General features: G+C 53.1%; 12 protein-coding genes and 2 tRNA genes. 5 read left to right on the top strand and 9 right to left on the bottom strand.

Features of this window, described 5'->3' with window-relative positions; all coding sequences use genetic code 11:
• Positions 1 to 80: 80 nt before the first annotated feature.
• The 3 genes from D3261_RS10450 to D3261_RS10445 form a co-directional block, all read right to left on the bottom strand.
• Entirely contained in the window at positions 81 to 770 is a 690-nt protein-coding gene (locus D3261_RS10450; protein ID WP_147464958.1) for a hypothetical protein, read from the bottom strand.
• A gap of 682 nt (positions 771 to 1,452) precedes the next feature.
• Positions 1,453 to 1,644 carry a hypothetical protein gene (locus D3261_RS19740; RefSeq protein ID WP_147464957.1) on the bottom strand — a complete coding sequence of 64 codons (192 nt, stop codon included), beginning with the start codon at positions 1,642 to 1,644 and terminating at the stop codon, positions 1,453 to 1,455.
• Between the two features lie 41 nt (positions 1,645 to 1,685).
• Entirely contained in the window at positions 1,686 to 2,006 is a 321-nt protein-coding gene (locus tag D3261_RS10445; protein WP_120072128.1) for a hypothetical protein, read from the bottom strand.
• A gap of 673 nt (positions 2,007 to 2,679) precedes the next feature.
• Between D3261_RS10445 and D3261_RS19735 the strand changes: the two genes are divergently transcribed.
• Positions 2,680 to 3,369, top strand: a complete 690-nt coding sequence (locus tag D3261_RS19735) for a hypothetical protein (protein ID WP_147464956.1) — start codon at positions 2,680 to 2,682, stop codon at positions 3,367 to 3,369.
• 163 nt (positions 3,370 to 3,532) lie between these two features.
• On the opposite strand, the gene D3261_RS19730 is transcribed toward D3261_RS19735, so the two are convergent.
• Positions 3,533 to 4,024 carry a ParB/RepB/Spo0J family partition protein gene (locus tag D3261_RS19730; RefSeq protein ID WP_147464955.1) on the bottom strand — a complete coding sequence of 164 codons (492 nt, stop codon included), beginning with the start codon at positions 4,022 to 4,024 and terminating at the stop codon, positions 3,533 to 3,535.
• Positions 4,025 to 4,545: 521 nt separating this feature from the next.
• On the opposite strand from D3261_RS19730, the gene D3261_RS21050 reads away from it, so the two are divergent.
• The 3 genes from D3261_RS21050 (at position 4,546) to D3261_RS19720 (ending at position 7,153) form a co-directional block, all read left to right on the top strand.
• Positions 4,546 to 4,755, top strand: coding sequence for a helix-turn-helix domain-containing protein (locus tag D3261_RS21050; RefSeq protein ID WP_120072124.1), 210 nt, complete (start codon positions 4,546 to 4,548; stop codon positions 4,753 to 4,755).
• 877 nt (positions 4,756 to 5,632) lie between these two features.
• Positions 5,633 to 6,178 carry a hypothetical protein gene (locus D3261_RS19725; protein WP_147464954.1) on the top strand — a complete coding sequence of 182 codons (546 nt, stop codon included), beginning with the start codon at positions 5,633 to 5,635 and terminating at the stop codon, positions 6,176 to 6,178.
• A 60-nt stretch (positions 6,179 to 6,238) separates the two neighbouring features.
• A complete protein-coding gene (locus tag D3261_RS19720; RefSeq protein ID WP_147464953.1) occupies positions 6,239 to 7,153 on the top strand; it encodes a hypothetical protein in 915 nt (304 codons plus the stop codon).
• 71 nt (positions 7,154 to 7,224) lie between these two features.
• Here D3261_RS19720 and D3261_RS19715 read toward each other — a convergent pair whose 3' ends face one another.
• From D3261_RS19715 to D3261_RS10415, 3 genes are all read right to left on the bottom strand, one after another.
• On the bottom strand, positions 7,225 to 7,977 hold the full coding sequence (locus D3261_RS19715; RefSeq protein ID WP_147464952.1) for a zinc ribbon domain-containing protein: 753 nt from the start codon (positions 7,975 to 7,977) through the stop codon (positions 7,225 to 7,227).
• A 906-nt stretch (positions 7,978 to 8,883) separates the two neighbouring features.
• Positions 8,884 to 8,956, bottom strand: a tRNA-Ile gene (locus D3261_RS10420).
• Positions 8,957 to 9,044: 88 nt separating this feature from the next.
• Positions 9,045 to 9,117: transfer RNA gene (locus D3261_RS10415), tRNA-Asn, on the bottom strand.
• A gap of 84 nt (positions 9,118 to 9,201) precedes the next feature.
• On the opposite strand from D3261_RS10415, the gene cca reads away from it, so the two are divergent.
• Complete coding sequence (gene cca, locus D3261_RS10410) at positions 9,202 to 10,554, top strand: CCA tRNA nucleotidyltransferase (protein ID WP_120072118.1); 1,353 nt, start codon at positions 9,202 to 9,204, stop codon at positions 10,552 to 10,554.
• Here cca and D3261_RS10405 read toward each other — a convergent pair.
• Together D3261_RS10405 and D3261_RS10400 are read right to left on the bottom strand one after the other, a co-directional pair.
• On the bottom strand, positions 10,533 to 11,543 hold the full coding sequence (locus D3261_RS10405) for a histone deacetylase (protein ID WP_120072116.1): 1,011 nt from the start codon (positions 11,541 to 11,543) through the stop codon (positions 10,533 to 10,535). The genes cca and D3261_RS10405 overlap by 22 nt on opposite strands.
• Positions 11,540 to 11,989 carry a histone gene (locus D3261_RS10400; RefSeq protein ID WP_120072114.1) on the bottom strand — a complete coding sequence of 150 codons (450 nt, stop codon included), beginning with the start codon at positions 11,987 to 11,989 and terminating at the stop codon, positions 11,540 to 11,542. The genes D3261_RS10405 and D3261_RS10400 overlap by 4 nt, the downstream gene beginning before the upstream one ends.

The raw sequence follows: 11,989 nt of genomic DNA, 5'->3' as shown, positions 1-11,989 counted from the left end.
CTGGAAAGAACTGTTTGGCTACCGTTCTGAAGGTGACTATCGTTGAACGATTCTCCTTCCAATCAGGGAGAAGTTCGTCCCTACTCCGTATCAGACTTGCTTACGTTACCACTGAGTGTCCCACCAACGTCTTCGTCGGCGGGTAGCGTCGTGAAGCCCTTCGATGGATCATCTTCGGCTCCAATATCCTTGAAGCGGAACGTGCCTGAGAGTTCGAAGATGCAGTTCGAATCCAGTGGGATCACCCGATTGCAGAGGTTAGCAATTTCGTCGGCAGTAAACGGGCTTTGCTCAATAAGAGTTCCATCTACCCGAATTCTCACCAACGGTTCGTGCTCTACGGGGCGGAGTGTGACGTTAGTCACATCTGTGTCCAAAACGTAGGCTGTGAAGCGTGCTACTTCGTCAAAGGTTGCTCCCGACAGTGACGCCCATACGGTTGCGATAATGCGGATACGATACTTCTCATCGGGCTCATTCGTCTTCCGATGGACGTTCGCCAGATAACCGATGTTATCCAGGGAACTTCCGTCAGCCTCCACAACGTTCGTCTGTGTTTTCAGATAGGCAGCTCGCTGGTCGAAGTAATCTAAGGCTGTTCCGATGGACCGCAACAGCCTCTTGATGTTGCTATCGGCGTCTAACGGGACTCCATCGTTCGACCACTGATTCTGAAGTCGGTAGATGTTGGTCTGATCGATGAAATCCAACGTACCATAGGGGCCTTCGTTATATGGATTCTCTGAGTATTCGTATGAAGTAGCTGACATTGGGCTGTTAATCACCCGCCTCTGCGAACGCAGTCACAACATATGCGCTAATATCGAAGGTCGCTTCGTCTTCCACGTCTCTCATCTGTTGATAGCATTGTTTGGCGTACTGTTCGTTCGAAATGTCGTTAGTGTCGTCGCTCATAGTAGGTAAGTAGGTTCTAAAAGCCGCTATTCAATCGCTATTCAACTGTCAGAGGCAAGTAGGCACGAAGTGGGAAGCGGTGTTAGGCTACTCTGACTGGATCAGGCCACTTCCCAAATAAAGAACCATGTACGAACATCATAGTTCTTCTGGCTCTTGGCCATATTGACAATCAATCTCACAAAATGATAAAGCGGGTATGGATAGACAATTGTTTTGGCTGGATCAGCCACTTCCGCTTACCCGCTTATAGCCGCCCAACAACCCAATGTGCTTCTTAGCGTACTCCCGTCCAAGAGGGTGCTTGAGGAACCCCCATCGAACGAGAATACGGTGGAGACGAAGGGTGAACTTCACTGTCGTACGAAACTGATAGTAGTATAGATTGATAAACATCATTACTATCCATTTAGATTACACTCTCCACATTCCCGAATGACGCTTCGCCATAGGAACCACTGTCAAATTTCGTATCGGATTCGTCGTTAGAGTCGTTAGGATCGTCAGTTGTCGTAGACATCTTCGAAAAGAGGTCGTTCAATAGTCTTTCCAGTCCTTTCCCCAACGGTCATCTTCTGCCGTCCGTGTTTCAGCATATCCACTTTGGTCCATGAGAACAATATGCTCAACACCATCGTCATCTTCCAGAATCCCGGCGTGTTCGACTATTGTTGGTCGCTCGTGACTATTCTGTTTGGTCGCAACGTCGTTAGTGTCGTCTGTCATCATATTGATATAGGTCGCTCGAAATCCGTTTGGTTGAAAACTATTCAGTCGCCAGCAGTAGCGTACTTCGTCACATCACCGTATTCAGGCATCTGAAGTTCAGGAAACCCGTCTTCGTTCGTTTCCCAGACCCCATTGTTATGAAGTTGGGAGTGCTCCGAGTAGGTCAGCGTCTCAAAGTTCTCGGGTCGATTGTCACACTTCGCTCCTGATTGGTGGTGGACCACATTCCCATCACCAAACACATCCTCTACGGAGTTCTCAACCAAGGCACCGATTTGGTGTTCGTAAAGGAAAATGGAATCGCCGTTAGTGAGTCGAAAATACTGTTCGTCGCCAAGCTCGCCAAAATGAAAGTCAGCCATTTGCAAAAGTCGAAAATCGATAGCCGCAGTGAGATTCAGACAATCTCAAAACAGTCAGTCGTCGTCCGATTCATCAGAAAACGTAGCCGTCAATAAGATTCAGTTCTCTATATCAGTATCACCAGTTGGAGAAAGTTGCTCGGATACGTCGATGTCAGTTGCTTCAGAGATAAGTTGCTGAATGGCGATTCCGTATGGTAATTTGGTCGTGTGAAATCGCAGCTCCGAATACTCATCAAGTAGATCCTGTTCGCCTTGGCTCACCGCTATAGAATTTTCTCGTCTCATTGTTTACTCACTTCGCTCGCTGCACAATTTCAGCACGACTGTCGCCAGCACCGCATAAGATAGCCACTGCTACACAGTGCTTTCCACTGCTCCTATCTATACACTATTATTACCGGGATATTTATAAATGGCCATTCAGAACCAGTCTGCTTTGCGTGTTCGACATAATTATGAGATTTATATCTATAGCAATTCCATAAGAAATCGAACGGACACAGAAACAAAACTATGAGCGATAACAATCCCTCCCCGACGACAATTCAGATCTATCCGGGTACGAAAGGTTCCTTGGACGACGTGAAAAGCCGTTCTACTGAGAGCTACGATGTTACGGTACGCCGGTTGGTAGAGTTCTATAAAACAAACACCGATTCGTGAGCTATCGATGAGTGCTGCTGGATACGACGTTTCTGATAGGTCAGGCGAGAATCCTCATGCGTCACCGGATTTGGAGGTCGGGCCAACACCATCGGTTGCTGTTGAAAGCCATGACAATTTGAGCCGTGGCGAAACAGATGGGTCACTAACCAGTGAGGAGCACTTTAATCGGCGGGATCGTGAATATCGCTCGACTGAGCGCAATCCCGATCGGAGAACGTGGTTCAACCCACGTTGGTCCCCTGACAACGGTGAAGTTCCATACGTTCGTCGGCATGAAGGGAGACAACGAAAGTGGGACTATCTCAACCAACTTGATAGTGGCCGCTATGACCGTGATTACCGACGTTACCACCAGATGCACGGCCAGCAAAGCGATATTGAAACCTTTGGGAATATCCTCGGCTGTTCGGATTACCAAATTGAACGAGCCAAATGGATGTGGAAGCAGGTAGACGGAGTTTCACTATCAGGAAACTTCTCTATCGAAGAAATCGCTTTGGCGTTTCTCTCATTAGCACAAGGAACCGACGTTCACCCACGGTTTCCAGAGAATCCATCCGACGATATTTTGAAAGAGATGGCCGATGTTCGGCAACAAGAGATCTGGGATGAGCTAATCGAAGTCAACGATATTGATACCGAGGGTGCGAAGCCGATCCGGAAGCTCAGAGGCAAATACCACGGCATGGTGTAAGTTCTGTTTGGCTGATGGCTGTGGTCGTCATTGTCCTTTGAAGGCGCTCACAGTGGCATAGTGGTGACTCAAAGAGTTGTGAGTGGTAAGATCGTATTCAGGCCACAATCGAGTGTGAGGCATTTGATGGGTTTCTATACGGACGTGAGTTACCACCATCCTATCATTTTTGTTCTGATGGTATATCAGATTCTTGTTCCATCTCCGAACGCACCTTCCCCACCGTAGGGTCACTTACGTCAGTGCGTTCGGCAATAGTGACGTTCGACGCATCAGGATCGTCTTCGATAGCCTGACGAACGTCGTCACGCTTACTGGAATTGTCTCTAAATTCCGCACCAATGCGGTTCTTAGAGTTTAGTGAATGTCTTGTGTCACGTACCCACGTTTCACCAACCCCAAGAAATTCAGCTATCTCAGAGTCGGTTTGATGTTCACCACGTCCGTCCAATATCAAGAAGCGTTCTTCGATGAGGTCACGCTTACGGGATTCACCCATATTCCTCCGATGAGTGTTCTCGGTAAACTGCCAATCCTCCTTCTCAGCGTCGGAGAGGTCTGAATACCGTTTGATGGATATTTCATCGAACCCCAGTTCCTTCGCTGCTTGAAGTCGGTGGTGGCCGTCAAGGACAGTGGTGGGAATCACAGCCATTTGTGGGCGTTCACAGGCCCATGACAGTGACTCAAAGAGCTATGGATGGTACCGAGTCCTCTTCTCTTGGAGACTGTCGTGAAGCGATTGTGGACGCTCTAAAAGAATTGATAAGTTCATGAATACGCACTCATAGATATGGTTCGGCCAACTATGCTGGATTGAGTATTTTTAATAACATTAAGGTCATACGTACCTGACTGACTGGTTAATACCGCTCACAAACTATGCCTCCTGAATGTCCAATCTGTGGCGACACGGTAGCTGACCCACAACCGGCCCGTCATAGAATGATCCTCCAAGACGAAGGCGGAAGTGAATCGAACAAGCGAACTGAAGCCCAGCTATGTGGGTCATGTTGGACAACGCTCCACAGGAACCCATCATCGGTCCATGTTCCATAGAAGCAGATACCTCGATTAAATTTCTATCTCCGTCTGATGGATTTCAGATTCAACCGATGAGTGTAACCACAGGGACTATTTCCGTGTAGAATAGTTATTATTGTTTGTTGAAGTCCAATGGACACCAGTGAGAGAAACCCTTTGACCGATGAACAGCATCGATTCCTTCGGACAGCTCTGGAAGAGGGGTACTTCAGAGTTCCAAGGGAAACCACCCTGGTAGCGTTGGGCGAAGAGCATGGGATCTCAAGCCAAGAAGCATCCGAGTTGGTTCGGGAGGGAATAGAGGTCGTACTGAGAAATCAGTTTGATGACCAACCGCCCTAAGAGGACAATCTGAATCAGCCACAATAATGATTAGTTAGGTTTATTGAAATAGCTACGTATGGTATCTCATGACCTGCCCAATCTGCGATAAACCCATTTCAGCCGAACGTCCTCGATACTATGTTGATCTCCGTATTGTGGATAAGAAACGTTCGTCAGCAGCTCTTGACATTCAAGCGAATGATAAAACTCAATTATGTAACGACTGTTGGGAAGATATTAAACAACGATTGTCGTAGTGTCGTTATGACATTTAGGAACAACAGAAAGTACATGAAACTCCTTTCACATTCATCGAACAATGCGCTGTTCACTCTGTGGAGATTCACTTTCTGATAATCCACCACACTACTATCTGGCACTTGGCGTAGAAGGCAACACCACTGATGCTCAAGAAGAAGAGTCACAGGTCTGTGAACAATGTTGGGAGCAGTATCGGAACGAATTGGTGTGATATTACTGTCAATGGCGGCCAATAATCTGGTGTCAAATCCAAATTTTATATAAATTTGAAAATAGGGGTTGATGGGATTCCATATACTAATGTTTTGGAGGGAGGGGGTTCCCACCATTGTCTGAAATATATAATCTACACGCACATCCCTTTCATCCACCCCCAGTTAGATTTCCTTGGGACTCCTAACTATTCTGATATATTTCGACGCCCATCTTCGCCATTACTCAGGTCAGAGGGATCAGGATCGTCGTCAGCCATCAATGAGATCTCCGTGGCTACCACCAAAGTATTTTGCTTTGTTATACGACCAAACAACTAAGTAGATGCGAGTACTACCCTGAGGTAGCGACTGGATGCTCATTCTTCGAAGGAATGGGCGAGGTGTTCAAGCACCTCACCCGGTCGCTGGAGCAAACCAGCATGGAAGCCAACGAAAGTCATAGTGAAAGCAGTGTCGCCTTAGAAACAACCGTCTGCGCCAACGGCGTCATCAACGTTCGTCGGCCCGGCCACGACGCTCATAGTGTGTTCGTAGATGGTGGTGAGCCGGTCAGATGTTCCTGTCTCGGATTCAAGCATCATAGCCACTGTGTCCACGTCGATAGGCTTCAGGATAGACCGCTGGTCCTCTCAGCGGCCTCTGCGATAGCTCAGAGCAACGTGGCAACTGACGGTGGGACGAAGGTCACTGATACGACCGACGAGAGTCTCCCCGAAATCACTCACCACGTTGAGGCACCTGAGTACGGTGGTGAGACGTACGCACGATGTTCGTTCTGTGAAGTAGAGTCGATCGGTGGGGCGGGACACATTCTTCACGACGACGATTGTCCTCACGCCGATTCATACGATTCTGAGTCCGAAGACGATGGTCGAACGCCCAAGGACTATTCGGATGTGGAAGATCGTGGCCGTACGGAACGGGCCGACTTTGGTGGGGGTGAGGGTGGTATTGACGAACTATAAGGTGAAACGAGTGTGAATCGAAGAGAATCTTTTATTATTATTGACCATCATGTAATGAGTATGGCTGATGGAGAGGTAACAGGCGATCTACGAGAACTTGTTTACTTAGACGACAACAGCGTGAATGGATATCTCTCCTCATTAGGCGAGGGTCTGGAAGTAGAACGGGGCGAATCAGAAGATACGAGTGACCAAGTTCGTGGCCGTACTTTTGGTGGGTTTACGCTCCCAGGAATGTTCGGAGGTGGTGAAGTGGAAGCAAGCGAAATGAGTACGGAAAGCCTTGAAAAACAGGTTGAGATTACTATGCCCTACCGACTCCAAACACTCCGTGAGGTGATTCGAGAGAGTGGTAGGGAAATCAAGGACCCATCAGATAATAATGTAAGCCTATCGGGAGGTGATATTATAGAAGTGAGAGGTGTGGTTGAGCCGATGTCGTTTTTCCGTTTCGAATTGGCTCAGTCAGTTCCAATAACCATCAACAAAGCCAATGAGAAGTTAATGAGAGTAGCAGATGAGGTGAGTAATGATGATTCGAATGATATCGATCTGAATCTTGGTCAAAATATAGATGATACCACTGACACACGAATAAATGAAGCATTTGTCGAAGTTTCTAAGATTCTAAACAATGATAGGGTTCCGGTCAAACTTGAATCAGATGAAACTGGGACATACGGTGCTCTCCTCGACAGAGATCAGATACTGATTCCTGAATCTCGTGCGTTTTCTCAACCACGGAAATATCGTTTATTTGGTCGGATTGATTATATTGTGTCTATGAATTCGGCGTGGGAACCCACAGATACCCTCCGTCTTGCAAAAAGCTATTCTATATCTGATAACGAGATCGAGGAACTTTCGAATATACTCCTGAAGGTAGCAAATGAGAACAATATGGACATGAGCGATGAGCATATGCGGATCAAAGGACCGACAAAAGTCATTCACCCTATCGCAATGTACTGGTAACTCCGAACTCACAAGACCCCTGACCAGAGAAGGGTAATTGATAGTCAAAAGTAACTAAATCATAAATAGAGCTACGACTGTTGCTCTAAGAAGTCATGTTTCGCACCACACTCTGGACACCTCTTGTAACCTTTTGTCCAGGGATCGAAAGATTCACCACACGATTGACATTTATATCGTGTGATTTTGAATCCGGAAGAACCTCCTTTATCTGGCATATACTCTCTCCGAGCATGGTGCGAGGGGAGTCTTTTTGTGGGCTTTTTCCCAGAATATTCTTCATACGTCCTACCAAGTTCTTTTTCTAATATTTTCGACAAGGCATAGATTCCTCTTGGGTAGGCTTCCTTCACTGACTCAGAAATGTCATCTTCAATATATACACGCCATTCATGAGCATAGTTACACCGAACGTCCCACACATCCTGAAGACAGTGATAAACCTCACTGTCGAATAGCTTTTCGCCCCGATAAGCACATTTGAGAGACTGCCACCAGCCGAGCTTTTCAACCCATTTCCCACTTTGAATACCCGTTTTCATTCTAAAATACGTATGAGATAGTGCTATCTGACGAATGAGCGCCGTAGCGTAGTTTCCATCCTTGTTTAATCTTCTTTGGATCAATCGCTCATACCGGAACATGGGTATATATGGGCCACCAACTACGTCGCTGTGTTCTGAGAGAATCACAAAAGCCGCATAATCCATCTTTAGCGACTTATCCAATGAGTAATGATTAGTAGCACCTCCTGGTGGGTACTTTTGGATCTCAATTCTGTTTTCAGGAGTGAGTGAGATATTACCGATTGCCGACCTCATCATCAACTCTATGGCTCTATCCTTTTCCTCCGAAGTCGGTTTTCGGCAGCCAATAGAGATTTCAAATAACTCTCTGCATCTATCCACAAGTTCATCTATGTTACCGATTTCGCTTTCAATCGAGCAGGATAGGTATTGATCGGGGTGCTTCTCATGTTGTGAGTCTCATATCATTTGTGAACGGATCGATCTACTTTAATCACGTAGGACGTGCTCTATAATGATATCCAACTCTTGTAGCAGTTCTACCTCCTCAAACCAATTAGAAACATAAAACCCAGACTATCTCTGCTTACAGATACCAGAATTGACAAGTACCGAAGTGAGATTGAGAGATACTGTGGGGAGGCAATTAAGGATGGGAAGGAGAAGCCTGTCGTGTTCTCCCACTCACGTCAGTGGTCTATGAACGCAAAACCCCAATTTGAGACGCCAGATTAGTGTTCGAACCGAATACCGTCAGAACACAAAGCACTTGCCGACACACACAAGCCGCTGTTAGCGGGGAAACCAGTTCCCCCAAAGGGAGACTCCTGGCATCACTCACGACTCCCTTTGAGAGACGAACGTTCTCGGTCCCGCATCATGGTAGTCGGACTCATGACAGAAGATAGTTGGGAGTCAGACAGAATTGATCAGGGACGAACACATGGTTCCAGTAGAAACCATACCCTTTCACCTCATCTCATTTTCGTGATGTCGTGCGATTTTGTTGGTTAGTCCACCAAACATTCATATCTTCATGAGTGTTCGGCAATCATAGAGTGCCATACGACGCCCAGGGCAGTGCGAAAACAACTGGACTCTCCGTCAGTAGTACCATATCAGAAATGGTAGTATCCCGTTTTGTGGCGGTAACAGCCCTGAGAATTGTGGAGCGGTGTGGCCACGGAGTGCCAACGGAGTGGATGGGCCCTGTCGGATTCGAACCAACGACCACTCGGTTATGAGCCGAGCGCTCTCACCACTGAGCTAAGGGCCCGTTCACGAACCACTCGTCAGTGAATCCATAAAATCGCTTCTGTTGTGGCGCGCCACGCTCCGCTGGCCGTCGTGTTCGCTGGAGAAAGCGCCGCCGCCAGGGCTCGAACCTGGGACAACCTGGGTAACAACCAGGTGCTCTACCAGCTGAGCTACGGCGGCCCTGTTTGTGGGAAGCGGGAGTTCGTTCATAGCCGTTTCGCTTTCGACCGACACGTTTTCGCCCGCGGGTGGGGTAGCCGGGCCATGAGCGACGCCCTCGACGCCGTGCTCGCGCGGGTTCGCGACCGCGTCACGCCCGACGACGACGAGCGCGCGCGTCTCGACGGGGCCGTCGCCCGGCTCACCGAACACACCGCTGCGGCGCTCGACGGTCTCCCCGTCGCGGCCGACCCCCTCCACGTCGGTTCCACGGCCCGAGGAACCTGGCTCCCCGGCGACCGCGATATCGACCTGTTCGTTCGATTCCCGCCCGACCTCCCGCGGACGGACCTCGAACGCTACGGGCTCGCGGTGGGTCACGAGGTCCTCCCCGACGCCCACGAGGAGTACGCCGAGCACCCCTACGTCGTCGGCGAGTTCGACGGGTTCGCGGTCGACCTCGTGCCCTGCTACCGCGTCGAACGCGCGAGTGATATCCGGTCGGCGGTCGACCGCACGCCGTTTCACACCCGCTACCTCGAAGCGCGTCTCGACGACGCGCTCGCCGGCGAGGTCAGGCTCGCGAAGCGCTTCCTCGACGCCATCGGCGTCTACGGGAGCGACCTCCGCACGCGGGGGTTCTCGGGCTACCTCACGGAGCTCCTCGTCGTCGAGCACGGCGATTTCCGCTCGCTGGTGACCGCCGCGGCCGACTGGCACCCGCCCCTCGAGTTCGACCCCGAATCCCACGGGAGCCGTTCGTTCGCCGACCCGTTGACGATGGTCGACCCCACCGACCCCGGGCGCAACGTCGCGGCGGTGCTCTCGGCCACGAACCTCGCACGTTTCCAGCACTACGCCCGCGACCTCCTGGCCGACCCGCGTGAGGCGCTCTTCACGGCCGAATCACCAGTTCCGCTCTCGGCCGACGGCGTGCAGCGGGCGGTCGAGCGCCGCGGCACCACCCCGCTCGCGGTGCGGTTCGACGCACCCGACATCGTCGACGACCAGCTCTACCCCCAGCTCGAAAAGTCGGTGTCGGGCATCGTGACCGCGCTGGACGGGCAGGGGTTCGACGTGCTCCGGAGGGCCGCGTTCGCCGACGACACGGCGGTGCTGTTCCTCGAACTCGCCGTCGCCCGCCGACCCGCGATCGAACGCCACGAGGGCCCGCCGGTGGCCGCACGCGAGCACGCCGCGCGGTTCTACGAGACCTACGCCGACCGGGACTGCGACGGCCCGTTCGTCGACGGCGAGCGGTACGTCGTCGAGCGCGAGCGCGAGTATCGCACCGCCCGCGCGTTCCTCGACGCCGGGGTGTTCGAGGACGTCGCGCTCGGAGCGGACATCGAGACCGCGCTCGGCGAGGGTTACGAAGTTCTGGAGGGTGACGAGATCGGCGCGCTGGCCGAGGAGTTCGGAACGGAGCTCGCGGCCTACTTCTCGCCGAGTCCGTGAGCCGCGCGGGCGTCGTCGATCACGCTCTGGGCCTCGTCGTCGACCTCGTCGTCGGGCTCGACCGGTTCGTAGCCGTCGAAGACCTCGTTGGTCATCTCGACACCGTCGGCGATCGTTTCGAGACCGTAGCCGCCTTCGAGCACGAACCCAAGCGCAGCATCGAGCCGGTCGGCGAGCGAGCGGGCGCGCGCCGCCAGCACGCCGTAGCCCTCCGTCGAGACCGACATCCGCGAGATCGGGTCGTTCACGTGGGCGTCGAAGCCCGCGCTGATGAGGAGCAGGTCGGGGTCGAAGCCCGCGAGCACGGGCGCGAACGCGGTTTCGATCGCTTCGACGTAGGCCGCGTCGCCGCTACCCGCCCGGAAGGGGATGTTGACCGTCGTGCCCGTCCCCTCGCCGGTCCCGGTCTCGTCGACGGTGCCGGTGCCGGGGTAGAGGCCGTGTTCGTGGATCGAACAGTAACAGACGTCGTCACGGTCGTAGAAGATGTCCTGGGTGCCGTTGCCGTGGTGGACGTCCCAGTCGATCACCGCGACGCGGTCGAGGCCGTCGTCGAGGACGGCCTGAGCGGCGACCGCGGCGTTGTTGAAGAAGCAAAAGCCCATCGCGTCGTCGGCGACGGCGTGGTGGCCCGGCGGGCGACCGAGCGAGAACGGCGTGTCACGTCCCGTCGCGCCCGCTACGGCTTCCTCGGCGGCCCACACCGCGAGGCCAGCGCTCTTGCATGCCGCCTCCCAGGTCGCCTCGACCGCGACGGTGTCGGGGTCCCACTGGCCACCGCCCGAGTCGCAGAACTCCCTGAACTCCTGGACGTAGTCGTCGTCGTGGACTCGACGGGCGGTCTCGGGGGTGATCGGGTCGGCGTCGATGTACTCGACGCCGTGGCGGTGCGCGAGGCCGCGCCGGATCGCCCGGAGCCGGTCGGGGCTCTCGGGGTGGCGCGGGCCGGGGTCGTGTCGGAGGCAGTCGGTGGAGTAGCCGAATCTCATCCGGTGTGGTGGGGGGTGTAGTACGGTTCGAGTTCGAAGTAGGTCTCGACGTCGGCGAGCGTGATGGTGCGCCGGCCGGCGTGGTGTGCGAGCACCGCCGCCGCGGCCGCGACCCGCTCGGCGTACCGTTCGAGGAGCGCCGCGAGGACGACCCGGGCGTCCATCGAGACGCGATAGCGGTCGTCGATATCGAGACGGGCGATGCGGTCGACCGGTGCGACCGGGAGTTCGGGGTCGTCCTCGGGCGGTTCGGCGTCGAAGTCGTCGGTTCGTAGCGTCTTGCGCCCGTCCGCAGTCGCCCGGTCGGCGGCCTCGCGGGCGAGCCCCGCGCCGTGGCGCTGGATCCGGCGGGCGAGGGCTTCGGTGGCCTCGCTGCTGACCCGAAGCGAGCCCGCCCGTCGCCGGATCACGGCATCGACGGGCGCGAACGGGAGCTCGACGCTCAT

It is taken from the genome of Halococcus sp. IIIV-5B (assembly GCF_003602035.1).
GTDB classification, from domain to species: domain Archaea; phylum Halobacteriota; class Halobacteria; order Halobacteriales; family Halococcaceae; genus Halococcus; species Halococcus salsus.
The sequence above is the reverse complement of the archived record's forward strand: the minus strand, read 5'-3'. Positions and strand labels throughout refer to the sequence as shown.